Here is a 23,619-nt window from a genome sequence, read left to right as displayed (position 1 = left end):
TTATTCGCCGCCGGTGCCACCGCTGCCGACATGGCGGCGCAGTTCGCAGGTATCGAGCGAGTCAGCATTGCCGCGCAGCACCAGCTGGCCCATGGCGATCAGCTCGCGGCAGCGCCAGAACACGAACCAGTCGCTGGCCAGCAGACCTTCGATCGCGCCCATCACGCTGCCCACCACCTGCGCCGCGGGCGTCCACTCGGACGGGGCGCGTTCCATGATGATCTCGTCGATGGTGTGATAGGCCGCCGGTACCAGCGTGTTGCCCTTCCAGAGCCGCACGTCGGCGTTTTCCTTGACGTTCTGCTGCCACTCGTAGCCGAGGCGGCCCAGGCGCAGCACCGAGACCGGGGCGATGGTGGAAAAGCGCCGCGCCAGCCGCGCGGGCGTGTACATGCCGATCGCCGCCAGGTTGCCCTGCGCGGGCATTTCCAGCTCGCGCAGGTCCATGGCGACTTCATTGATCCGCTGCGGCGCCTGGTACAGGTGGAATACCACCCGGCGCAGCATCAGCTGGTCGGCCGCGCTCTGGCCGTGCCAGATGGCCACTTCCATGTCGTCCTGGCGCAGCGCCTGGAGCTGGTCCAGCGCCTGGCGCATCTCGGCGCCGAAATCGATGTCGGTATGCGGGGCGACCCGCTGCCAGAAGCCGGAGCGGATCAGGCCGGTGCTGTCGATGTCGGCCAGCGGTCCCACCGCCAGGTCGTCGCGCAGCACCACGACAGGGTCCGGCCGTGCAGCCTGGGCCAGGGCCTGGCGCAGGGTCGTGCCTGCTACATCACCATTGACGACGTGGATATATTGCATGGCCGTGATTGTATATGGGTGGGACGGTTCGCTGGCACCGCCGCGGCGGCGATGCGACAGGCGGGGTCGCCGCCCGCCCGGTCGCTGCCCTGCAAGCATCGCGCCAGCAGGAAGCCGCCTGCCGCCATTGTAGTCACGGCCCGTGCTGGCCAATGTCGGCAATTGTCTGAATACGCACGCGCCGGCGTGCCCGGATCAGCGTTCGTCGTAGCTGACCACTACCCGCGGCGTGAGCGCCCGCGCCTGGCAGGTGAGCACGAAGCCCTTTTCTATCTCCCACGGCTCGAGCGTGTAGTTCTTTTCCATTTCCACCTGGCCTTCCAGCACCTTGGCGCGGCAGGTACAACAGACGCCGCCCTTGCAGGCGTAGGGCAGGTCCAGCCCGGCGGCCAGCGCGGTGTCGAGCACGTTGGCGTCTTCCAGCGGCAGGCGCATGCTGTGCTGCTTGCCGTCGAGCACCACCACCAGTTCGGCGGTGCCGGCATCGTCGGCGTGCGCGGGGGGCGGCTTGCGCCTGGCCTGGGCCAGCGGCACGCCGAAGCGCTCGGCGTGGATGCGGTGCGGGTCGAGGCCCGCATCGCGCAGCGCCGCCTCGGCCTCGTCGATCATCGAGGCCGGCCCGCAGACAAAGGCCGCGTCGATGTCTTCCACCGGGATCAGGGTCTGCAGGAAGGCCGTCACGCGGGCATGGTCGAGCCGGCCGTGCAGCAGGTCCACCTCCTGCGGCTGGCGCGACAGCACGTGGTAGAGCGTGAAGCGCGCCAGATACTGGTTTTTCAGGTCTTCCAGCGCCTCGGAGAAGATGATGCTGTCGACGTTGCGGTTGCCATAGACCAGCGTGAAGCGGCTGTGCGGCTCGGCCAGCAGCGTGGTGCGGACGAGCGACAGCACCGGCGTGATGCCGCTGCCGGCGGCAAAGGCCACGTAGTGGTGCGCCGCGCCAGCATCGAGCGGCACGTGGAAGCGCCCGTCGGGGGTCATCACGTCGATCACCTGGCCCGGGGCGATGGAGTCATGCAGGTGCGTGGAAAAGAGTCCGTCCTCGACCAGCTTGACCGCCACGCGCAACTCGCCGTGCGCGTCGTAGTCCTGCACGGCCGAGCAGATCGAGTAGGAGCGGCGCAGGTCCTTGCCGTCGACCGGCGCCCTCAGCGTCAGGAACTGGCCCTGGGTGAAGCGGTAGGCATCGCGCAGCGTGTCCGGCACCTCGAAGGCGATCGATATGGTGTCGGCGGTCTCGGGGCGCACCTTCGCCACGCGCAGCGGATGGAACTGTGGAGTCATGGCAGCCTGGCTTCGGCCCGGCGGGGCTCAGTAGGGTTTGAAATAGTCGAACGGCTCGCGGCAGTCCAGGCACCGGTACAGCGCCTTGCAGGCGGTCGAGGCAAAGCGCGAGATTTCCTGCGTATGCACGCTGCCGCAGCGCGGGCAGGCCACGACATCCGGTGCGCCCGCGCGGGCGGCGCTAGGCACAAAGCGCAGCGGCTGCGCCTCGGCCGGCATGCCGCACTGGCCCGGCGGCGCAATGCCGAAGGCGCGCAGGCGCTCGCGCGCGGCCGGGGTGATCCAGTCGGTGGTCCAGGCCGGCGCCAGCACGGTGCGGATGCGCCACGGCGCCAGCCCGGCGCCGTCCAGCGCCCGGCCGATGTCCTCGGCGATCTGCGACATCGCCGGGCAGCCGGAGTAGGTGGGCGTGATGACGATCTCAAGCGCGCCGTCGGCGCCGGTCAGGACATCGCGCAAGATGCCCAGGTCGCGGATCGACACCACCGGGATCTCCGGGTCCGGCACCGCCTCCAGCGCCGCCCATGCACGCGCGATGCGGCCATCGATGGCGCGGTCGTTGCGTAGGGGGAGGGCGGCGATGGTCATGTTGGTCAATCCTTTGCGGCGAAGCGGGCGCTTACCATTGCGCGCCCGGATGGGCCCGCGCCAGCCCCTGCATCTCGCCCAGCAGGTAGCTCATGTGTTCGGAGTGCACGCCGTGCTTCCCGGTCGAGACAAAGCGCGTGGCCTGGGGCAGGGTTAGCGTGGCAGCCTGCAGCGTCTCGGCGACGGTGGCATCCCAGGCGGGGCGCAGCGTGGCCGTGATGACGCCGATGCCCTGCGCGGCGGCCTCGGCTTCCACCGCGTCTTCGGCAAAGCACTCGTTCATATAGGGCAGCAGGTGTTCCAGCGCGCGCTGCATGCGCGCGTGCGATGCCTCGGTGCCGTCGCCCAGGCGCACTACCCAGCCAGCCGCGTGGTGCAGGTGGTAACGTGCTTCCTTGACCGACTTGGCGGCGATCGCGGCCAGTTGGTCATCGCGGCTGGCCAGCAAGGCTTCCCAAAGCTCGACCATCAGCGCGCTGTACAAGAAGTTGCGCATGATGGTGACGGCGTAGTCGCGCTCGGCGGCGGCGTTGCCGGCCAGCGGGCCGCGGTGCGGCAACTCCAGCAGTGTCCAGTTGCGGAAGTCGCGCTCGGCGCGCCAGTAGGCGTAGTCGTCCTCATGGTGGGGCAGGCCGGTCAGCTCGCCTTCCAACTCGCCGGCGCGGCCGTACAGCAGCCGCGCCTGGCCGATCAGGTCCAGGCTGATGTTGGCCAGTGCGATGTCTTCTTCAAGCACGGGGCCGTGGCCACACCATTCGGCGTTGCGCTGGCCCAGGACCAGGGCGTTGTCGGCCAGGCGCAGCACGTAGCGCAAGGCCGCGGTGCGCGCCGGCGGCAGGTGATCGAGCGAGGCGGGCACAGTCGGCTGTGGGGACGCGGTCATGGTGCGGGCCTTACATGTGGTTGACTTCGTCGGGCAGCTGGTAGAACGTCGGGTGCCGGTAGATCTTGTCGGCCATCGGGTCGAACAGCTCCGGTTTTTCCTCGGGCACGCTCGCGGTGATGGCCGCGGACGGCACCACCCAGATCGACACGCCTTCCTGGCGCCGCGTATAGACGTCGCGCGCCATGTGCAGCGCCTGCTGCGCATCGGCGGCGTGCAGGCTGCCGCAATGCTTGTGTTCCAGGCCTTGCTTGCTGCGTACGAACACTTCCCACAGCGGCCATTCCTTGCGTTGCATCGATTGTCTCCTCCGCCCTCGGGCGCGGGGTTCAGGCCGCGGCGCGGCTTGCGCGGGCTTCGCGTTCGGCCACCTTGGCGGCGTGCGCCAGCGCGGCCTCGCGCACCCAGGCGCCGTCCTCATGCGCTTTCACGCGGGTGGCCAGGCGCTCGCGGTTGCAGGGTCCGTCGCCGTTGATCACGCGCCAGAACTCATCCCAGTCCAGCGGGCTGTAGTCATAGTGGCCGCGCTCGGCATTCCATTGCAGGCCGGGGTCGGGCAGGGTCACGCCCAGCACGCGGGCCTGCTCGACCGTGGCATCGACAAACTTCTGGCGCAGGTCGTCGTTGGAGATGCGCTTGATGCCCCAGGCCATGGTCTGCGCGCTGTTGGTCGAGGCAGCGTCGGGCGGGCCGAACATCATCAGCACCGGGAACCACCAGCGGTTGACCGCATCCTGCACCATCTCGCGCTGGGCCTCGGTGCCGCGCATCATCGCCAGCAGCGCGTCGAAGCCCTGGCGCTGGTGGAACGACTCTTCCTTGCAGATGCGGATCATGGCGCGTGCATACGGGCCGTACGAGCAGCGGCACAGCGGGATCTGGTTCATGATCGCCGCGCCGTCGACCAGCCAGCCGATCACGCCCACGTCGGCCCAGGTCAGCGTCGGGTAGTTGAAGATCGACGAATACTTGGCCTTGCCGCTGTGCAGCGCGTCGACCAGGTCATCGCGCGAGGCGTCCAGCGTCTCGGCGGCGGAATACAGGTAGAGCCCATGGCCGCCTTCATCCTGCACCTTGGCCAGCAGGATGGCCTTGCGCTTGAGCGACGGGGCCCGGCTGATCCAGTTGCCCTCCGGCAGCATGCCGACGATCTCCGAGTGCGCATGCTGCGAGATCTGGCGCACCAGGGTCTTGCGGTAGGCCTGCGGCATCCAGTCCTGCGGCTCGATCTTGCCGTCGGCGGCCATGCAGGCGTCGAACGCGGCCTGGCAGGCGGCTTCGTCCTGGGGCGCGCTGGCCTGCGCCGCATCAGCGTGCTGGCCGGGCAGGTCAAGACTCTGCGTGTACATATTGTCTCCTCTGGCGGGAATGCCGCTCGGATCGCGGACAGCGACTGGCCCTATTATATATATGCCGACCGGTCGGTCAATTTAAGGGAAAGCCCGCTACCGTGACCCGTGCTTGATCCTGCTCGCCACGTGGCGGCTGCCGCACGGGTAGTATCGAAGGCAGGCGGCGTTACCGCCGCCATCCCTTTCCCTGTCAACGGAGGCAATACCTATGACTAGCACGGCATACAGCAAGATCGTGGTGGCGGTGGACGGCAGCAGCACGTCCGACCTGGCGCTGGGCGAAGCCATCCGCGTGGCGGCTCCGGGCGGCGCCACCGTGCTGGCGCTCTATGTCGTGGACACCGGCACGCCCATGTTCGATGCCGGGTACTACGACCCGAGCCAGCTGCAGAAGGCGTTCGAGGAAAGCGGCCAGCGCGCGCTGCAGGCTGCCTCGCAGCGGCTGGCCGCAGCCGGTGTGGCGCATGAAACCCGGCTGGTGACCGAAGCGCCGGTGCCCGGCGACATGGGGGCGTCGATCAACGAGGCCGCGCGCCAGTGGGGCGCCGACCTGCTGGTGATCGGCACGCACGGACGCCGCGGCGTGCGCCGGCTGGTACTGGGCAGCGTGGCCGAGGCGGTGATGCGGCAGTCCACCATGCCGGTGCTGCTGGTGCGCGGCGAGGCGAAGGCCGACTGAATGGCCGATGAAATCACGCCCCCGATCGGGGGCGTCAGGACACTGACGGGATTCAGCCGGCGAAGCGGAAATGGCCGCTGCGCAGCACGATCTCGCGCGCCTCGGTCAGCTCGAACAGGCTTTCGGCCAGGCGCTCGATGCGCTGGCGGTTGCTGGTGAAGGCTGCGACCAGGTCTTCCTCGCGCGGCGAACGCGCGCCGAAATGGGCCTCGAGGGCCTCGGCGGTGACGGAATACAAGGTGGGACTGCCGTTGACCGTCGCAGGGCAGGACAGCGTGAGGCTGGCTGCGCAGTAGGTCGGGAGGCTGCGAGGGAACGTGATGTCGGACATGGCGTGCCTCGTGCTGGCGGCGGGCGTATTCAATCAATATAGGCCATCGCCGCATTCCGTAAAGCCCGGCCAGTCCGCTGGCCGGTCCGGCAACCTTCTTTTTTGGTTCCGCTCAGCCGCTGTGCGCCCGCCGCCGCCCCGGCAGCTTGCGCGCGGCCGCGCCCAGCGTGCGCAGGTCCGCCACCGCGGCATGGGCGGCGGCGATATGCGCGGCGGCGTAGTCGGCCTGTTCCGCCAGGAAGGCGTCGAGCGCGGCAGCGGCTGGTAGCGCGGGGCGCTCGGCGCTGCCGGTAGTGTCTGCCAGGCCCGGCCGCATCGCCAGCTCGGCCAGTTGCGCTTCCAGTTGCGTCAGGAGCATGCGCACTTCAGCACCGGCGGGCAGCGTGAAAACGCCCGACTCCACCCCGGCTCGCACCACGCCGGCCAGCGCGGCCATGCGGCGCGCGCACGCATGCACGCGCTGGTAGGCCTCGGCATAGTCGGGTGCGAGCGCGCCGGCGGCCTGTGCCAGCGTGAGTTCGGCGCGGGTGGAAGCCCGGCCGGCGGCAATGCGCAAGGCTTCCAGCCGCGGCACGGCGCGCGGCGTCGCGGCCTCAGCCACGCGGCTGGCGGCGAAGGCGGCACGCAGGTAGACCGCGTTGACCGCCACCGCGTCGACGGCATGGCGGAACACGCGCGACATTTCCACGCGCGGTGCCAGCACAAAGTAAGTCGCCAGCGCGATCAGGCAGCCGAGCGCGGTGTCGATGCCGCGCAGCGCGGCAAAGTGGCTGCTGTCGACGGCCGGCGCGCCCACCCATGAGAACAGGATCACGGCCGGCGTCAGGCAGAACGCGAATGCCCCGGGCTGCCCGGCGAGGCGGCTGGCATAAGCCCCGGCCAGGAAGGCCGCGCTGATGCCCAGCGCCACCACCGGCGCCGGATGGAGCAGGCCAATCACACAGGCGCACAGGGCGCCCGCCAGCGAGCCCGCAAAGCGTTTCACGGAAACCTGCCGGGTGGTCTGCAGTTGGGGGCTGAGCACCATGATCACGGTCACCGCCACCCAGTAGCCGTGGTCCAGCCGCCACCACTGCGCGGGCACGAGGCTGAGGCTGCCGGCCAGCGCCAGCCGCAGGGCGTGGCGCGTGACCAGGGCATCGCCTGCGGCGTGGTCGGCCAGCCCGCGCAGCATCTGGGCTAGCCCGTGCCCGATGCCGCGCCGCGGCCAGCGGAAGCTTGCGCGCCATCGGTCGAAATCCGGATGGTGCGCCAGGGCGGATAGTGCCGACTGATAGGGGGGCGGTGCGCTGGCATTGGCCACGGGCGCGGTCAGTCGCCGCAGTTCGTGGCGCAGCGCCGCGCTCAACGCCGGCAGGTCGGGCGCGTGCCGCGCCAGTGCCTGGCCGACTTGCTCCCGGGCGTCGGCGACACAGCGCGCGATATGACGCAACGGCGGCTGCATCGGCAAGCCTTGGGCGGCGCCGGCGCGCTCGCGCAGTTCGCCCGCGACGATAAGCAGCGCAAACAGGGCGTCGGCGACACCCACGGCATAGGCATAGTGCAGGAGACTGCTGGGGTCGTGCAGGCTGCGTCGGGCCTCGATGGCCCGGCGCGCGGCCTCGATGCGGTTGCGGATGTCCTGCTTGCAGGTGGCGAGGTCATTGCCGTGGCGGGTGTCGGCGAGTGCCGTGGCGAGCCGGACCAGCGCGTCGTAGGCGGCCACGATCTCGGTGCGCGGCCGGTCGTCGCGGGCCGAAGGGATCAGCGCCAGGCAAGCTAGGCACGCGAACACGCCGCCGCGTAGGAAGTCGAGCCCGCTCTGCAGGGCCTGCACGGCCAGGTCAGGCCCGGCCGCAGGCTGCAGGCACGCGGCCACCAGCACGACATAGAGCAGCTTGGCCGCGAGCGCACTGGCCGGGCCGCGCGTCTCTGCCAGGCCTGCGGCAAGCCCTCCCGCCATCACCACCAGCACGGCCAGCCAGGGCGTCGGCGCCACGGCCGCGCCCAGCGCGCTGGCCACCGCCCCGCCAATGCCGACCGCTCCCAGGCTGGAAAGCCGTGCCGACGCCGTGCCTTGCCGGTCCGCCAGGCAGGCCCAGATCGAGGCCGTGGCCGACCACAGGTAGCCTGCATCCCCGGTCAGCCAGCCAATACCGGCAAGGGCCAGGAACGACAGCGCATAGATGATCCCGCGCCGGAGCAGCATGGGGTCAGGCCAGTAGCGGGCAAGGAGGGCGGAAGCGAACATGCGGGGCCAGGATCCACGCGAGCCAGCCAGGTCGGGCGCCCGTCGTGAGACCACTCTACGATACCGTTTGCTGCGTTGCAACAAAACTGGTTTGTTGCCCACAGCAGCGGCTCGCCGCACCACGTTGGAGCGAGAAAGCCGCGTGGCGAGGCCCCAAGCACGATTGCAGCGCCAGCAGGGGCAAACGTGCACAGGGGTTGTGACCGTTCCGGCGCGAAGGCGAAAAAAAACCCACGCAGGTTGTGCGTGGGTTGGAATCCACCGAGGTGGTGGAGGAGACAGACTCCACTATACCTGGTTTGCTGCGACGCACCAAGCGGTCATGTGTCAATGTCTGACAATACGCACAATGACGTTGTATCGATGCAACAAATTCCGGTTTCCAACGATCGAGCCGTGTCCTAACGGAACAGATAGGCGGCACCTACCGCACACACGATCCCGGCAGCATCGGCCACCAGCGCACAACCGAGCGCATGGCGCGTATTGCGCACATTGATGCTGCCGAAGTAGACCGCGAGCACATAGAAAGTGGTCTCGGTCGAGCCCTGGATGATCGCGGCCAGCCGTCCCTGGAACGAGTCCACCCCATAGGTCGTCATCACATCCACCATCAGCCCGCGCGCGCCGGCGCCGGACAGGATCTTCATCAGCCCGACCGGCAGCGCCGGCACGAAGTCCGTATTGACGCCCAGCTGGGCAAAGCCCAGCGTCAGCCAGCCCATCAGCACGTCCATGCAGCCGGTGGCCCGGAACAGGCCGATGGCTACGAGGATCGCCACCAGGTAGGGAATGATTTGCACGGCGACGCCAAAGCCTTCCTTGGCGCCATCGATAAAGGCTTCATAGACATTGACCCTGCGCAGCGCGCCGTAGACCAGGAACAGCGTGATCAGTGACAGGATGAAGCCGGCGCCGGCCAGTGCCGTCACGCTGCCGACCTGCCCCGGCGGCGCGTGCCGCAGCCAGGCGAACATCCCGCCCAGCAGCGCCGCGACCAGCCCGAACGCCACCAGCACGGCCGGGCGCAGCAGGTTCAGCCGCTGCACCCACGCCACTGCCAGCAGGCCGGCCAAGCATGAGCCGCCGGTGGCCAGCAGCGTCGGCAGGAAGATATCGGCCGCATTGAAACCCACCAGCCCCTGCTTGACCGCAATGGCCTGCCGGATCGCGATCACCGAGGTCGGAATCAGCGTCAGCCCGGCCGTATTCAGCACGATGAACATGATCTGCGCATCGGTGGCGACGTCCGGGCGCCGGTTCAGCGTCTGCAGCTCGCGCATGGCATTCAGGCCGAGCGGCGTCGCGGCATTGTCCAGCCCGAGCAGGTTGGCCGACACGTTCATCATCATCGCCCCCTGTGCCGGATGGCCCTGCGGCACGCCGGGGAAGAAATGGCGCAGCAGCGGGTTCACCAGCCGGGCGAAGGCATCGACCACGCCGGCGCGCTCGCCGATGCGCATGATGCCAAGCCACAGGCTCATCACCCCGGCCAGGCCGAGCGCGATCTCGAAGGCCGTGCGCGCGCTGTCGAACAGGCTCGCCAGCATGGCGGGGAACACGGTGAGATCGCCGCTGGCCAGGCGGACGCAGGCGGCGACAAAGGAAATCAGGAAGAAACCAAGCCAGACAACGTTCAGGGCCATCGGAATGCGGGAAGCGGGGGAATCAAAGCCGGGGAGATCCCTGGCACGGCGTGCAGCTCAGCCGATCACGGCCCCGCGTTCGGCCAGCAGCTCGCGCAGGACCGAGCGGTGGCAGTGCGCCTCATTCTCGCAGTAGCAGCCTACCGAGAAATTGGTCTGGTGCGACAGCGCCGCCAGCAGGTCTAGCGTGCGGCTGGGGTCCGGCGCGGCCATTTCCTTGCGGAAGTGCTGCACGAACGCCCGCCATTGCTTGTCATCGGTGGCCTGCAGCGCCTGGGCCACCAGTTCGGGCGATGGCGACAGCACGGGATACCAGACATCGTAGAAATCGCGGCTGGCAAACTCGGTTTTGGGCACGCCCCGCGGCGGCCGGCGCACGGTGCCGATGCGCAGGCCTTCATCGGCCGCGCGCGGCGCGCCGAGTCTTACGATTCGGATGGTCATGGAGGATCCCGCTCATGTCTGCCGACGCGAGTGCGTCCGGCTAAAGTCCCAGATCATGAATCATGGTGTCGCGCATGACAAACTTCTGCACCTTGCCCGTCACAGTCATCGGCATTTCCGAGACAAAGCGGATATAGCGCGGAATCTTGTAGTGGGCGATCTGGTCACGGCAGAACGTCCGGATCTCGTCCTCGGTGGCGGACTGGCCGGGTTTGAGCACAATCCAGGCGCAGACCTCCTCGCCGTACTTCTGGTCAGGCACGCCAAAGACCTGCACCGCCTGCACCTTGGGATGGCGGAACAGGAATTCCTCGATCTCGCGCGGGTAAATGTTCTCGCCACCGCGGATCAGCATGTCCTTGACCCGGCCGACGATGTTGCAGTAGCCCTTGTCGTCAATGGTGGCGAGGTCGCCGGTGTGCATCCAGCCGTCGCGGATGGCCTCGCGGGTGCGCTCGTCGTCTTCCCAGTAGCCTTGCATCACGGAATAGCCGCGGGTGCAAAGCTCGCCGGTGGCGCCGGTCGGCACGACCTCGCCGAGGGCGTCGACCACCTTGCATTCCAGGTGCGGCTGCACCCGCCCGACGGTGGCGACGCGCTTGTCCAGCGGATCGTCGGTGGCGCTCTGGAACGAGACCGGGCTGGTTTCGGTCATGCCATAGGCAATGGTGACCTCGGACATATGCATGTCGGCCACCACGCGCTTCATGACCTCGATCGGGCAGGGGGCGCCGGCCATGATGCCGGTGCGCAGGGTCGAGAAGTCGAAGCGGCTGAACTCCGGATGGTCCAGCTGGGCGATAAACATGGTCGGCACGCCATGCAGGGCGGTACAACGTTCCTCGCTGGCCGCCTGCATGGTTGCGAGCGGATCGAAGGCCTCGCCCGGGAACACCATGCAGGCGCCGACCGAGACGCAGGCCAGCACCGACAGCACCATGCCGAAGCAGTGATAGAGCGGTACCGGGATGCACAGTACGTCACTGTCGCCAAGGCGCATCGCCATGGCGACAAAGCGGCCGTTGTTGACCACGTTGTGATGCGTCAGGGTGGCGCCCTTGGGGTTGCCGGTGGTGCCGCTGGTGAACTGGATATTGATGGCATCGTGCGCGGAGAGCGTCGCGGTCACCGCGTCCAGGCGCGCAGTATCGGGTTCGGCCAGGAGTGCATCGTAATTGAGCATGCCGGGCGTCGCCTCGGATCCCATGCGGACCACCCACTGCAGCCGAGGCAGCCGTGCGGCGCGCAGCGCACCCGGCTCGGCCTCGGCCAGTTCCGGCGCCAGCGCCTGCAGGGTGGCCAGGTAGTCGCTGCTCTTGAAACGCGCGGCCGTGATCAGCATGCGCACGCCCGCCTTGTTCAGCGCATATTCCAGCTCCGCCTGGCGGTAGGCCGGGTTGATATTGACCAGGATGGCGCCGATGCGCGCGGTGGCGAACTGAGTCACCAGCCATTCGGGCCGGTTCGGCGCCCAGATGCCGACGCGGTCGCCCGGTTGGATGCCGCGCTGGAGCAGGCCGCTGGCCAGGCGATCGACCTGGTCGCTGAACTCCGCCCAGTTCCAGCGCACGCCATGCTCGCGGAACACCACGGCAGGGCCGTCCGGGTTTGCGGCGACCGAGCGCGCCAGCAGTGCCGGAATCGTCTGATCAGACAGGGGGATGTCGGTGCTGCCGGCGACCAGGGAGAGGCCGGGCGTCACGGGTCGGGTCATCTTGTCTCCTTCAACTGCTCTGCTTGGCATTCGACGCCTATATAGAGGAAGGCGTTTCGGGTTGGGCCAACGCCCACGGCGCCAGCTTAAGCCGAGGCGTTGCTGAATGTTGTCACCAGCGCGACATTTGCGCCCCCTGCGCCGCTTTTTCGAGTACTTCGAATTATTTCGCGAAATCGCTTGCCAGTCGGTCCTGCGTCCCTTAATATTCGCCCCCTCGCAACACAACGCAGCGCTGCAAAGCAGACGCAGCAAGGGTTGCGGGGTCGACCGGGTAGGTTGGCGCAGCGAAGTTAGCGCGCCGGCCGCAGCGAAAAAAGTTGCTGAAACGGTTGACGAAACGAAGAAAGCTCTGCATAATCTCGTTTCTCTGCTGCAGACAACGCAGCAGCGCTGAACGGCAAAGCCGGCAGCGAAGTTCTTTAACAACCAAACAACCGATAAGTGTGGGCGCTGGGTAGCGGACGCCGCTGTCTTCGGACAGTGTTGCTTCACAAGTTATACAGTGCTCGCACAGCAAAACGTGACTGGGTCTTCGGATCTGGTCAGTCAGTTTTCTGAGAGTGAGCGACCGCTCGAAAGAGCGAGGGAGCCGCGAGGCTTCCACACAGAGATTGAACTGAAGAGTTTGATCCTGGCTCAGATTGAACGCTGGCGGCATGCCTTACACATGCAAGTCGAACGGCAGCACGGGCTTCGGCCTGGTGGCGAGTGGCGAACGGGTGAGTAATACATCGGAACGTGCCCTGTAGTGGGGGATAACTAGTCGAAAGATTAGCTAATACCGCATACGACCTGAGGGTGAAAGCGGGGGACCGCAAGGCCTCGCGCTACAGGAGCGGCCGATGTCTGATTAGCTAGTTGGTGGGGTAAAAGCCTACCAAGGCGACGATCAGTAGCTGGTCTGAGAGGACGATCAGCCACACTGGGACTGAGACACGGCCCAGACTCCTACGGGAGGCAGCAGTGGGGAATTTTGGACAATGGGGGCAACCCTGATCCAGCAATGCCGCGTGTGTGAAGAAGGCCTTCGGGTTGTAAAGCACTTTTGTCCGGAAAGAAATGGCTCTGGTTAATACCCGGGGTCGATGACGGTACCGGAAGAATAAGCACCGGCTAACTACGTGCCAGCAGCCGCGGTAATACGTAGGGTGCGAGCGTTAATCGGAATTACTGGGCGTAAAGCGTGCGCAGGCGGTTTTGTAAGACAGGCGTGAAATCCCCGAGCTCAACTTGGGAATGGCGCTTGTGACTGCAAGGCTAGAGTATGTCAGAGGGGGGTAGAATTCCACGTGTAGCAGTGAAATGCGTAGAGATGTGGAGGAATACCGATGGCGAAGGCAGCCCCCTGGGACGTCACTGACGCTCATGCACGAAAGCGTGGGGAGCAAACAGGATTAGATACCCTGGTAGTCCACGCCCTAAACGATGTCAACTAGTTGTTGGGGATTCATTTCTTCAGTAACGTAGCTAACGCGTGAAGTTGACCGCCTGGGGAGTACGGTCGCAAGATTAAAACTCAAAGGAATTGACGGGGACCCGCACAAGCGGTGGATGATGTGGATTAATTCGATGCAACGCGAAAAACCTTACCTACCCTTGACATGCCACTAACGAAGCAGAGATGCATTAGGTGCCCGAAAGGGAAAGTGGACACAGGTGCTGCATGGCTGTCGTCAGCTCGTGTCGTGAGATGTTGGGTTAAGTCCCGCAACGAGCGCAACCCTTGTCTCTAGTTGCTACGAAAGGGCACTCTAGAGAGACTGCCGGTGACAAACCGGAGGAAGGTGGGGATGACGTCAAGTCCTCATGGCCCTTATGGGTAGGGCTTCACACGTCATACAATGGTGCGTACAGAGGGTTGCCAACCCGCGAGGGGGAGCTAATCCCAGAAAACGCATCGTAGTCCGGATCGTAGTCTGCAACTCGACTACGTGAAGCTGGAATCGCTAGTAATCGCGGATCAGCATGCCGCGGTGAATACGTTCCCGGGTCTTGTACACACCGCCCGTCACACCATGGGAGTGGGTTTTGCCAGAAGTAGTTAGCCTAACCGCAAGGAGGGCGATTACCACGGCAGGGTTCATGACTGGGGTGAAGTCGTAACAAGGTAGCCGTATCGGAAGGTGCGGCTGGATCACCTCCTTTCTAGAGGCTTGTGTCTCAAGCCTAGCGTTCACACTTATCGGTTTGTTTGCTGTTACAGCCAAGGGTCTGTAGCTCAGGTGGTTAGAGCACCGTCTTGATAAGGCGGGGGTCGTAGGTTCAAGTCCTACCAGACCCACCAAGTTATCCGAAGGGGGATTAGCTCAGCTGGGAGAGCACCTGCTTTGCAAGCAGGGGGTCGTCGGTTCGATCCCGTCATCCTCCACCACTACCTGGTACCTTGGATTGGTTGTCAAATGAAAGCGCTTCGCGACGCTGAGTTGCGAGTGTTTCCATTTGGCATTGCCAAGCGATCGAATGATCGGCTGTTCTTTAAAAATATGGGATGTAGTAAAGGTGTCGCGAAGCGTTGATGAGACGCTGCAGTACAAAACGCGATACCGGGTTGTGATTGTATCAACCAAAATGTATTTAAGTGATCGAAAGATGACTTGGAATACGGCACAAATGCGAGAACTCATCCTGTAGCGACTGTTTCGAGCAATCGAGACACACTCGTTATAGGGTCAAGCGAACAAGTGCATGTGGTGGATGCCTTGGCGATCACAGGCGATGAAGGACGCGGTAGCCTGCGAAAAGCTTCGGGGAGCTGGCAAACAAGCTTTGATCCGGAGATGTCCGAATGGGGAAACCCGGCCCGTATGGGTCATCCCTGACTGAATACATAGGTCAGGGAAGCGAACGCGGCGAACTGAAACATCTAAGTAGCTGCAGGAACAGAAATCAACCGAGATTCCCAAAGTAGTGGCGAACGAAATGGGAAGAGCCTTGTACTCTTTAGCAGCATTGTTAGCAGAACGGGATGGAAAGCCCGGCCATAGCAGGTGATAGCCCTGTATGCGAAAACAGCGTTGTGGAACTAGGTGTACGACAAGTAGGGCGGGACACGTGAAATCCTGTCTGAAGATGGGGGGACCATCCTCCAAGGCTAAATACTCGTGATCGACCGATAGTGAACCAGTACCGTGAGGGAAAGGCGAAAAGAACCCCGGGAGGGGAGTGAAATAGATCCTGAAACCGCATGCATACAAACAGTCGGAGCCTCGTAAGGGGTGACGGCGTACCTTTTGTATAATGGGTCAGCGACTTACATTCAGTGGCAAGCTTAACCGATTAGGGAAGGCGTAGCGAAAGCGAGTCCGAACAGGGCGTTGAGTCGCTGGGTGTAGACCCGAAACCAGATGATCTATCCATGGCCAGGTTGAAGGTGCGGTAACACGTACTGGAGGACCGAACCCACTAACGTTGAAAAGTTAGGGGATGAGCTGTGGATAGGGGTGAAAGGCTAAACAAATCTGGAAATAGCTGGTTCTCTCCGAAAACTATTTAGGTAGTGCCTCGTGTCTCACCTTCGGGGGTAGAGCACTGTCATGGTTGGGGGGTCTATTGCTGATTACCCCGCCATAGCAAACTCCGAATACCGAAGAGTGCAATCACGGGAGACAGACATCGGGTGCTAACGTCCGGTGTCAAGAGGGAAACAACCCAGACCGCCAGCTAAGGTCCCCAAATATAGCTAAGTGGGAAACGAAGTGGGAAGGCTAAAACAGTCAGGAGGTTGGCTTAGAAGCAGCCACCCTTTAAAGAAAGCGTAATAGCTCACTGATCGAGTCGTCCTGCGCGGAAGATGTAACGGGGCTAAGCTATATACCGAAGCTGCGGACGCACAGTAATGTGCGTGGTAGGAGAGCGTTCCGTAAGCCTGTGAAGGTGTCTTGTAAAGGATGCTGGAGGTATCGGAAGTGCGAATGCTGACATGAGTAGCGATAAAGGGGGTGAAAGGCCCCCTCGCCGTAAGCCCAAGGTTTCCTACGCAACGTTCATCGGCGTAGGGTGAGTCGGCCCCTAAGGCGAGGCAGAGATGCGTAGCTGATGGGAAGCAGGTTAATATTCCTGCACCGTCGTATGATGCGATGGGGGGACGGATCGCGGAAGGTTGTCCGGGTGTTGGAAGTCCCGGTCCCTGCATTGGAGAAGGCGCTCAGGCAAATCCGGGCGCGGAATTCAAGGATGTGGGGCGAGCGGCCTAGTGCTGCGAAGCAATTGGAAGTGGTTCCAAGAAAAGCCTCTAAGCTTCAGTCATACGAGACCGTACCGCAAACCGACACAGGTGGGCGAGATGAGTATTCTAAGGCGCTTGAGAGAACTCGGGAGAAGGAACTCGGCAAATTGGTACCGTAACTTCGGGATAAGGTACGCCCTGGTAGCTTGACTGGCCTGCGCCAGAAGGGTGAAGGGGTTGCAATAAAATGGTGGCTGCGACTGTTTAATAAAAACACAGCACTCTGCAAACACGAAAGTGGACGTATAGGGTGTGACGCCTGCCCGGTGCCGGAAGATTAAATGATGGGGTGCAAGCTCTTGATTGAAGTCCCGGTAAACGGCGGCCGTAACTATAACGGTCCTAAGGTAGCGAAATTCCTTGTCGGGTAAGTTCCGACCTGCACGAATGGCGTAACGATGGCCACACTGTCTCCTCCCGAGACTCAGCGAAGTTGAAGTGTTTGTGATGATGCAATCTCCCCGCGGCTAGACGGAAAGACCCCATGAACCTTTACTGTAGCTTTGCATTGGACTTTGAACCGATCTGTGTAGGATAGGTGGGAGGCTTTGAAGCGTGGACGCTAGTTCACGTGGAGCCGTCCTTGAAATACCACCCTGGTTTGTTTGAGGTTCTAACCTTGACCCGTGAATCCGGGTCGGGGACAGTGCATGGTAGGCAGTTTGACTGGGGCGGTCTCCTCCCAAAGTGTAACGGAGGAGTTCGAAGGTACGCTTGGTACGGTCGGACATCGTACCTAAAGTGCAATGGCAAAAGCGTGCTTAACTGCGAGACCGACAAGTCGAGCAGGTGCGAAAGCAGGACATAGTGATCCGGTGGTTCTGAATGGAAGGGCCATCGCTCAACGGATAAAAGGTACTCTGGGGATAACAGGCTGATACCGCCCAAGAGTTCATATCGACGGCGGTGTTTGGCACCTCGATGTCGGCTCATCTCATCCTGGGGCTGTAGCCGGTCCCAAGGGTATGGCTGTTCGCCATTTAAAGAGGTACGTGAGCTGGGTTTAAAACGTCGTGAGACAGTTTGGTCCCTATCTGCCGTGGGCGTTGGAATCTTGACGGGGGCTGCTCCTAGTACGAGAGGACCGGAGTGGACGTACCGCTGGTGTACCTGTTGTCTCGCCAGAGGCATCGCAGGGTAGCTATGTACGGAAGAGATAACCGCTGAAAGCATCTAAGCGGGAAACTCGCCTGAAGATGAGGATTCCCTGGAGGCTTGACCTCCTTGAAGGGTCGTTCGAGACCAGGACGTTGATAGGCTGGGTGTGGAAGCGCAGTAATGCGTTAAGCTAACCAGTACTAATTGCCCGTAAGGCTTGATCCTATAACCAGTGTGTTTTGCCTGGTGTGTGATCGTGACTGTGCCGAAACAGTTGACACAAGACGCACAACCCCAACTACATCCCTATTCGCAGCGTTGACCTCAACCTCAGCGCTGCAACCCCTTATGCCTGGTGACCATAGCGAGCTGGAACCACCCCTTCCCATCCCGAACAGGTCCGTGAAACAGCTCCGCGCCGATGATAGTGCGGATACCCGTGTGAAAGTAGGTCATCGCCAGGCTCTTATTCCCAAAACCCCTCGACAGCGTGTGCTGCGAGGGGTTTTGTTTTTTCCGGCCGTCGCCGCGCGTGGCCCCGCGGCCCTGCCAGGCCGCCTCAGAGCCTCCAGGAGCCGCGCTGGAAAGCCCCTATAGGGTGAGAACGCAGAAATCTAAACTGCGCTTGTGGGAGCGATCAGGCGGTTCAAGCGCCACGCTGGAACGCCTTCCCTGGTCTGCCCAAGTACAGCATCCGCAACGGAAAGTGCTTGACAGGCAAGGTGAGAAGCCCCATAATCGATAGTTCTCTGCGGAGAGGTGCCCGAGTGGCTAAAGGGGGCAGACTGTAAATCTGTTGGCTTACGCCTACGCTGGTTCGAATCCAGCCCTCTCCACCAGAATGCAAGACAGCAGCCGGCAGTGCCGGTGAAGAAGCAGGAAAGAACCGGGCGGGTGTAGCTCAATGGTAGAGCAGAAGCCTTCCAAGCTTACGACGAGGGTTCGATTCCCTTCACCCGCTCCAGTCGCGCGGTTGCTGTCAGAGTAGTACGTCAAGTTTCGCCCATGTGGCTCAGTGGTAGAGCACTCCCTTGGTAAGGGAGAGGTCGGCAGTTCGATCCTGCCCATGGGCACCAAATACCACGCACTGGCAATATCGCTACCGAGACAGGAGTCGCGAAATGGCAAAGGAAAAGTTCGAGCGGACCAAGCCGCACGTGAACGTTGGCACGATTGGTCACGTTGACCATGGCAAGACCACGTTGACGGCAGCGATCGCTACGGTGCTGGCTGCGAAGTTCGGCGGTGCCGCCAAGAAGTACGACGAAATCGACGCAGCGCCGGAAGAAAAGGCACGCGGTATTACCATCAATACCGCCCACGTCGAGTACGAAACGGCCAACCGCCACTACGCGCACGTTGACTGCCCGGGCCACGCTGACTATGTGAAGAACATGATCACGGGTGCCGCCCAGATGGACGGCGCAATCCTGGTTTGCTCGGCCGCTGACGGCCCGATGCCGCAAACGCGCGAGCACATCCTGCTGGCCCGTCAGGTTGGCGTGCCTTACATCATCGTGTTCCTGAACAAGTGCGACATGGTGGACGACGCTGAACTGCTCGAGCTGGTCGAGATGGAAGTTCGCGAGCTGCTGAGCAAGTACGAGTTCCCCGGCGACGACACCCCGATCATCAAGGGTTCGGCCAAGCTGGCGCTGGAAGGCGACAAGGGCGAGCTGGGCGAAGTGGCCATCATGAACCTGGCCGACGCACTGGACACCTACATCCCGACGCCGGAGCGTGCCGTTGACGGTACCTTCCTGATGCCGGTGGAAGACGTGTTCTCGATCTCGGGTCGCGGCACCGTGGTGACCGGCCGTATCGAGCGCGGCGTGGTGAAGGTCGGTGAGGAAATCGAAATCGTCGGTATCAAGCCGACGGTGAAGACCACCTGCACCGGCGTGGAAATGTTCCGCAAGCTGCTGGACCAGGGTCAAGCCGGCGACAACGTTGGCCTGCTGCTGCGCGGCACCAAGCGTGAAGACGTCGAGCGCGGCCAGGTGCTGTGCAAGCCGGGTTCGATCAAGCCGCACACCCACTTCACCGGCGAGGTGTACATCCTGTCGAAGGACGAAGGCGGCCGTCACACCCCGTTCTTCAACAACTACCGCCCGCAGTTCTACTTCCGTACCACCGACGTGACCGGCTCGATCGAGCTGCCGAAGGACAAGGAAATGGTCATGCCGGGTGACAACGTGTCGATCACCGTCAAGCTGATCGCCCCGATCGCCATGGAAGAAGGCCTGCGCTTCGCTATCCGTGAAGGCGGCCGTACCGTCGGCGCCGGCGTCGTGGCAAAGATCCTCGACTAAGTTGTTTGATAGCGAACGCGGCACCAACCGGCCGCGTTCGTTGCCAGAAGGGGTTGGCGCCAGCGCCGGCCCCACAGTTGTTTTAGGGGTATAGCTCAACTGGCAGAGCGTCGGTCTCCAAAACCGAAGGTTGGGGGTTCGATTCCCTCTGCCCCTGCCAAATCAATCAGCCGCGTCGCGAAGAGCAATCGTGACGCGGCTTAGTCTCGTTTGCGAAACATGGCCAATCCCAATGTTGAAACCGTGAACGCCAGCAGCGGCAAGTGGATGCTTGGCGTGGCGGTGCTGCTGGTGGTTGCGGGCGTCATCGGTTTCTATGCACTGGCACAGCAACCGTCTTATGTACGTGGCGCCGCACTGTTCGGTGGTATTGCACTGGGTATCGTGGTTGCACTGGTGTCCGTACCAGGCAAGGACTTTATCGGGTTCGCCAAGGAATCGTATCGGGAAGTTCGCAAGGTCGTCTGGCCGACGCGCAAGGAAGCCGGGCAAATGACGGGGCTGGTCTTCGTCTTTGTCGTCGTCATGGCGCTGTTCCTGTGGTCGGCTGACAAGCTCATCGAGTGGGTCGTCTTCTCGCTCGTGCTGGGCTGGAAATAAGAGGTAGCACATGACGGATAACGCTCAGCAGGAAACCACCGCGCCGGAATCGCCTTCGTCGAAGAAGCGCTGGTATGTCGTGCATGCCTACTCCGGCATGGAGAAGAGCGTGCAGCGCGCGCTGCAGGAGCGCATCGAACGCGCCGAGATGCAGGACAAGTTTGGCCGCATCCTGGTGCCGTCTGAAGAAGTCGTGGAAATCAAGGGCGGCCACAAGTCGGTCACGGAGCGTCGTTTCTTCCCGGGCTATGTGCTGGTGGAAATGGAAATGACCGACGAGACCTGGCACCTGGTGAAGAACACCAGCAAGGTCACCGGTTTCGTGGGCGGCGCCCGCAACCGCCCGAGCCCGATTTCGCAGCGCGAAGTCGACAAGATCATGACCCAGATGCAGGAAGGGGTCGAGAAGCCGCGTCCCAAGACGCTGTTCGAAGTGGGCGAAATGGTGCGCGTCAAGGACGGCCCGTTCACCGACTTCAACGGCAACGTGGAAGAAGTGAACTACGAGAAATCGCGCCTGCGCGTCTCGGTCACGATCTTCGGGCGTGCCACGCCGGTCGAGCTCGAGTTCGGCCAGGTCGAGAAGGTTTAAGGAATTTGCCGGCTGCGGCCTGAAAGGGCGGCAACTGGCAACGGCGACGCCCCGGTGGCGGCGCCAAGAGGAGCGTGAGGCCGTGCCGAAGGTGCGGCGACAGCGCGTTACGACTCAACAGGATCGCATCCCGAAAGGGCGATCCGGATTGGAGTAGAGATGGCCAAGAAGATCATTGGCTTTATCAAGCTGCAGATTCCGGCTGGTAAGGCAAATCCCTCCCCGCCCGTTGGTCCCGCACTGGGTCAGCGTGGTCTGAATATCATGGAGTTCTGCAAGGCGTTCAACGCCCAGACCCAGGGTATGGAACCCGGTCTGCCGGTGCCGGTGGTGATTACCGCCTTCGCCGACAAGAGCTTCACCTTCGTGATGAAGTCGCCCCCGGCGACTGTGCTGATCAAGAAGGCAGCTGGCATCACCAAGGGTTCGCCGAAGCCCCATACCGACAAGGTTGGCAAGATCACCCGCGCCCAGGCTGAAGAAATCGCCAAGGCCAAGAACGCTGACCTGACCGCCGCCGACCTGGACGCCGCCGTGCGTACCATCGCCGGTTCGGCTCGTTCGATGGGCATCACCGTGGAGGGTCTGTAAATGGCTAAGGTTTCCAAGCGCGTCGCCGCCAACAAGGCGAAGATCGAGCGTACCAAGTTCTACCCGATCGACGAGGCCCTGGGCCTGGTGAAGGGCTGCGCTTCGGCGAAGTTCGACGAGTCGATCGACGTGGCCGTGCAGCTGGGCATTGACGCCAAGAAGTCGGACCAGGTGGTTCGTGGTTCGGTGGTGCTGCCCGCAGGTACCGGCAAGTCGGTTCGCGTGGCTGTGTTCGCCCAGGGCGAAAAGGCCGAAGCCGCCAAGGCCGCCGGTGCTGACATCGTCGGCATGGAAGACCTGGCTGAGCAAGTCAAGGCCGGCAACCTGAACTTCGACGTCGTGATCGCTTCGCCGGACACGATGCGTATCGTCGGTACGCTGGGCCAGATCCTGGGCCCGCGCGGCCTGATGCCGAACCCGAAGGTCGGTACCGTGACGCCCGACGTGGCCCAGGCCGTGAAGAACGCCAAGGCTGGTCAGGTGCAGTTCCGTGTCGACAAGGCCGGTATCATCCACGCCACCATCGGCCGCCGCTCGTTCGAAGACGCAGCGCTGAAGAGCAACCTGTCCGCACTGCTGGAAGCCCTGGTGAAGTCCAAGCCGGCTACGAGCAAGGGCGTGTACCTGCGCAAGATCGCCGTCTCGTCCACCATGGGCGTTGGCGTGCGCGTGGAACAAGCTTCGCTGTCGGCCTGAGCTGACGGCATGGGCTGACCGGACCCGATAACACCGGTCGGCCGCGAATTGAAGATCCTGGCGTAAGCGGGGATCGGCTCCGGACCTGGTTCTGTCAAGCGGCGGGACAAGGATAGGGAGCAAGGCTTTGGGCAGTGGCGGCAGCCGGACACATGGTGTTCAGGCAGTCGCCGCTGGTTATCAAAGACCGCTGGTGTCCACATGACCGCAGTCAGGCATGCGGGCTTAATCGGCCGGGACGTACAGGCAGGGCCAGGTGCCGTGCATGACCAACCCCGGGCAACCAGCGCAGATGGCGCACCCGAAGGGATTGATGAATCCGGGCCTGTCCCGGGTGATTCGGGCCAATCGGACGCCGTTCGTTTGTGCTGACGTGAAGACTCCGGTATTGCCGGAGGGCTAGCGTCATTTTGGAGCTTAACCGTGCCACTCAATATTGAAGATAAGAAGGCCGTCGTTGCTGAGGTTTCGGCGCAAGTCGCCAAGGCCCAGACCATCGTCGTGGCCGAATATCGCGGCATTACGGTTGGCGATCTGACCAAGCTGCGTTCCACCGCTCGGCAGCAAGGCGTGTACCTGCGTGTTCTGAAGAACACGCTGGCCCGCCGTGCCGTCGAAGGTACGCCGTTTGCAAGCCTCGCAGAGCAGATGACCGGTCCGCTGATCTACGGTATTTCCGAAGATGCAGTGTCGTCGGCCAAGGTTCTGAACGACTTTGCCAAGACCAACGACAAGCTGGTCCTGCGCGCTGGGTCGTATGACGGCAAGGTTCTCGACGCTGCCGCCGTGAAGGCGCTGGCATCGATCCCGAGCCGCGACGAACTGATTGCTCAGCTGCTGGGCGTGATGCAGGCACCGGTGTCGGGCTTCGCCCGTCTGCTGGCTGCACTGGCTGCCAAGAACGCCGAAGGCGCTCCCGCGGAAGCGGAAGCTGCTGGCGCCTAAGGCAATCCAGGCCTCGCATCGAAAGATCGCATTACCGATACCGAATCAAATCTAGTAGGAGTATTTCAAATGGCAATCACCAAAGACGACATCCTGGAAGCCGTTGGCGCGATGTCCGTGATGGAACTGAACGACCTGGTCAAGGCGTTTGAAGAGAAGTTTGGCGTGTCCGCCGCTGCCATGGCCGTGGCAGCTGCCCCGGGCGCCGGCGGTGCCGCCGCTGCTGAAGAGCAGACCGAGTTCAACGTGATCCTGGCCGAAGTCGGCGCCAACAAGGTTGGCGTGATTAAGGCTGTTCGCGAAATCACCGGCCTGGGCCTGAAGGAAGCCAAGGACCTGGTCGATGGCGCACCGAAGCCCGTCAAGGAAGGCGTGGACAAGGCTGCAGCTGCCGAAGCCAAGAAGAAGCTGGAAGACGCTGGCGCAAAGGTCGACGTCAAGTAAGGCATTGCTCGCGTGCCCTTCCGGCACGCGGATGGGGCTGGCAAAGGGAAATTCCCGGCGCCAGCCTTTTTGCGCTTGTGCGAAAGTGTTTTGAGGAGCACTCTTCGCGTGAAAAAGTGATGTTTGCGAGCCCCGGTGCCTTTGGGCATGCCGGAGTC

General features: G+C 63.1%; 20 protein-coding genes, 6 tRNA genes and 3 rRNA genes. 18 read left to right on the top strand and 11 right to left on the bottom strand.

All coding sequences use genetic code 11. The features are described from left to right. The 6 genes from KB879_RS29970 to paaA all read right to left on the bottom strand — a co-directional run bounded on the left by KB879_RS29970 (position 1) and on the right by paaA (position 4,908). Positions 1 to 804, bottom strand: a complete 804-nt coding sequence (locus KB879_RS29970; RefSeq protein ID WP_211980389.1) for a DUF1835 domain-containing protein — start codon at positions 802 to 804, stop codon at positions 1 to 3. A 195-nt stretch (positions 805 to 999) separates the two neighbouring features. Beyond that, the gene (gene paaE, locus KB879_RS29965; protein ID WP_211980388.1) at positions 1,000 to 2,088 is read right to left on the bottom strand and encodes a 1,2-phenylacetyl-CoA epoxidase subunit PaaE; all 1,089 of its coding nucleotides are present in this window, start codon (positions 2,086 to 2,088) and stop codon (positions 1,000 to 1,002) included. Between the two features lie 27 nt (positions 2,089 to 2,115). Beyond that, positions 2,116 to 2,676 (bottom strand): 1,2-phenylacetyl-CoA epoxidase subunit PaaD, encoded by a 561-nt coding sequence (gene paaD, locus KB879_RS29960; protein WP_013958273.1) that lies wholly within the window; start codon positions 2,674 to 2,676, stop codon positions 2,116 to 2,118. Positions 2,677 to 2,707: 31 nt separating this feature from the next. Next, a complete protein-coding gene (gene paaC / locus KB879_RS29955) occupies positions 2,708 to 3,559 on the bottom strand; it encodes a 1,2-phenylacetyl-CoA epoxidase subunit PaaC (protein WP_013958272.1) in 852 nt (283 codons plus the stop codon). A 10-nt stretch (positions 3,560 to 3,569) separates the two neighbouring features. Beyond that, the gene (gene paaB, locus KB879_RS29950) at positions 3,570 to 3,857 is read right to left on the bottom strand and encodes a 1,2-phenylacetyl-CoA epoxidase subunit PaaB (RefSeq protein ID WP_012354162.1); all 288 of its coding nucleotides are present in this window, start codon (positions 3,855 to 3,857) and stop codon (positions 3,570 to 3,572) included. A gap of 31 nt (positions 3,858 to 3,888) precedes the next feature. Beyond that, a complete protein-coding gene (gene paaA, locus KB879_RS29945) occupies positions 3,889 to 4,908 on the bottom strand; it encodes a 1,2-phenylacetyl-CoA epoxidase subunit PaaA (RefSeq protein WP_013958271.1) in 1,020 nt (339 codons plus the stop codon). 211 nt (positions 4,909 to 5,119) lie between these two features. Between paaA and KB879_RS29940 the strand changes: the two genes are divergently transcribed. Further along, positions 5,120 to 5,590: a universal stress protein gene (locus tag KB879_RS29940; RefSeq protein WP_114134455.1), complete on the top strand. Its 471-nt coding sequence runs from the start codon at positions 5,120 to 5,122 to the stop codon at positions 5,588 to 5,590. Positions 5,591 to 5,642: 52 nt separating this feature from the next. Here KB879_RS29940 and KB879_RS29935 read toward each other — a convergent pair whose 3' ends face one another. The 5 genes from KB879_RS29935 to KB879_RS29915 all read right to left on the bottom strand — a co-directional run bounded on the left by KB879_RS29935 (position 5,643) and on the right by KB879_RS29915 (position 11,955). Next, a complete protein-coding gene (locus KB879_RS29935; protein ID WP_013958269.1) occupies positions 5,643 to 5,921 on the bottom strand; it encodes a DUF1488 domain-containing protein in 279 nt (92 codons plus the stop codon). Positions 5,922 to 6,033: 112 nt separating this feature from the next. Further along, on the bottom strand, positions 6,034 to 8,151 hold the full coding sequence (locus KB879_RS29930; protein ID WP_211980387.1) for an FUSC family protein: 2,118 nt from the start codon (positions 8,149 to 8,151) through the stop codon (positions 6,034 to 6,036). Between the two features lie 401 nt (positions 8,152 to 8,552). Further along, positions 8,553 to 9,797: a nucleoside recognition domain-containing protein gene (locus KB879_RS29925; protein WP_211980386.1), complete on the bottom strand. Its 1,245-nt coding sequence runs from the start codon at positions 9,795 to 9,797 to the stop codon at positions 8,553 to 8,555. 57 nt (positions 9,798 to 9,854) lie between these two features. Then, on the bottom strand, positions 9,855 to 10,241 hold the full coding sequence (locus KB879_RS29920; RefSeq protein ID WP_153954278.1) for a DUF488 domain-containing protein: 387 nt from the start codon (positions 10,239 to 10,241) through the stop codon (positions 9,855 to 9,857). Positions 10,242 to 10,281: 40 nt separating this feature from the next. After that, positions 10,282 to 11,955 (bottom strand): AMP-binding protein, encoded by a 1,674-nt coding sequence (locus tag KB879_RS29915; RefSeq protein ID WP_211980385.1) that lies wholly within the window; start codon positions 11,953 to 11,955, stop codon positions 10,282 to 10,284. Between the two features lie 106 nt (positions 11,956 to 12,061). On the opposite strand from KB879_RS29915, the gene KB879_RS29910 reads away from it, so the two are divergent. The 17 genes from KB879_RS29910 (at position 12,062) to rplL (ending at position 23,461) form a co-directional block, all read left to right on the top strand. Beyond that, positions 12,062 to 12,352, top strand: a complete 291-nt coding sequence (locus tag KB879_RS29910) for a hypothetical protein (protein WP_211980384.1) — start codon at positions 12,062 to 12,064, stop codon at positions 12,350 to 12,352. A gap of 219 nt (positions 12,353 to 12,571) precedes the next feature. Next, a 16S ribosomal RNA gene (locus KB879_RS29905) occupies positions 12,572 to 14,103 on the top strand. Positions 14,104 to 14,165: 62 nt separating this feature from the next. After that, positions 14,166 to 14,242 (top strand) — tRNA-Ile (locus KB879_RS29900). Between the two features lie 11 nt (positions 14,243 to 14,253). Then, positions 14,254 to 14,329: transfer RNA gene (locus tag KB879_RS29895), tRNA-Ala, on the top strand. A 296-nt stretch (positions 14,330 to 14,625) separates the two neighbouring features. Further along, positions 14,626 to 17,506, top strand: a 23S ribosomal RNA gene (locus tag KB879_RS29890). A gap of 126 nt (positions 17,507 to 17,632) precedes the next feature. After that, positions 17,633 to 17,745, top strand: a 5S ribosomal RNA gene (gene rrf / locus KB879_RS29885). The 16S, 23S and 5S rRNA genes sit together here with 5 tRNA genes alongside, the layout of an rRNA operon. A 289-nt stretch (positions 17,746 to 18,034) precedes the next feature. Continuing rightward, positions 18,035 to 18,120: transfer RNA gene (locus KB879_RS29880), tRNA-Tyr, on the top strand. Between the two features lie 51 nt (positions 18,121 to 18,171). Next, positions 18,172 to 18,245: transfer RNA gene (locus KB879_RS29875), tRNA-Gly, on the top strand. Positions 18,246 to 18,282: 37 nt separating this feature from the next. Continuing rightward, positions 18,283 to 18,357, top strand: a tRNA-Thr gene (locus KB879_RS29870). Positions 18,358 to 18,402: 45 nt separating this feature from the next. Then, on the top strand, positions 18,403 to 19,593 hold the full coding sequence (tuf, locus tag KB879_RS29865; RefSeq protein ID WP_010810470.1) for an elongation factor Tu: 1,191 nt from the start codon (positions 18,403 to 18,405) through the stop codon (positions 19,591 to 19,593). Positions 19,594 to 19,677: 84 nt separating this feature from the next. Continuing rightward, a tRNA-Trp gene (locus KB879_RS29860) sits at positions 19,678 to 19,753 on the top strand. A gap of 59 nt (positions 19,754 to 19,812) precedes the next feature. Continuing rightward, positions 19,813 to 20,193, top strand: coding sequence for a preprotein translocase subunit SecE (gene secE / locus KB879_RS29855; protein WP_013958264.1), 381 nt, complete (start codon positions 19,813 to 19,815; stop codon positions 20,191 to 20,193). 10 nt (positions 20,194 to 20,203) lie between these two features. Continuing rightward, complete coding sequence (nusG, locus tag KB879_RS29850; RefSeq protein ID WP_010810468.1) at positions 20,204 to 20,785, top strand: transcription termination/antitermination protein NusG; 582 nt, start codon at positions 20,204 to 20,206, stop codon at positions 20,783 to 20,785. A gap of 159 nt (positions 20,786 to 20,944) precedes the next feature. After that, positions 20,945 to 21,376: a 50S ribosomal protein L11 gene (gene rplK / locus KB879_RS29845; RefSeq protein ID WP_010810467.1), complete on the top strand. Its 432-nt coding sequence runs from the start codon at positions 20,945 to 20,947 to the stop codon at positions 21,374 to 21,376. After that, a complete protein-coding gene (gene rplA, locus KB879_RS29840) occupies positions 21,377 to 22,072 on the top strand; it encodes a 50S ribosomal protein L1 (protein ID WP_013958262.1) in 696 nt (231 codons plus the stop codon). A 423-nt stretch (positions 22,073 to 22,495) separates the two neighbouring features. Then, positions 22,496 to 23,017 carry a 50S ribosomal protein L10 gene (gene rplJ, locus KB879_RS29835; RefSeq protein WP_010810465.1) on the top strand — a complete coding sequence of 174 codons (522 nt, stop codon included), beginning with the start codon at positions 22,496 to 22,498 and terminating at the stop codon, positions 23,015 to 23,017. A gap of 69 nt (positions 23,018 to 23,086) precedes the next feature. Beyond that, positions 23,087 to 23,461, top strand: a complete 375-nt coding sequence (gene rplL, locus KB879_RS29830) for a 50S ribosomal protein L7/L12 (RefSeq protein WP_010810464.1) — start codon at positions 23,087 to 23,089, stop codon at positions 23,459 to 23,461. Positions 23,462 to 23,619: the final 158 nt, after the last annotated feature.

Source organism: Cupriavidus sp. KK10 (genome assembly GCF_018223725.1).
In the GTDB taxonomy this organism is placed as follows: Bacteria; Pseudomonadota; Gammaproteobacteria; order Burkholderiales; family Burkholderiaceae; genus Cupriavidus; species Cupriavidus necator.
This window is presented reverse-complemented; position numbering and strand designations above follow the sequence as displayed.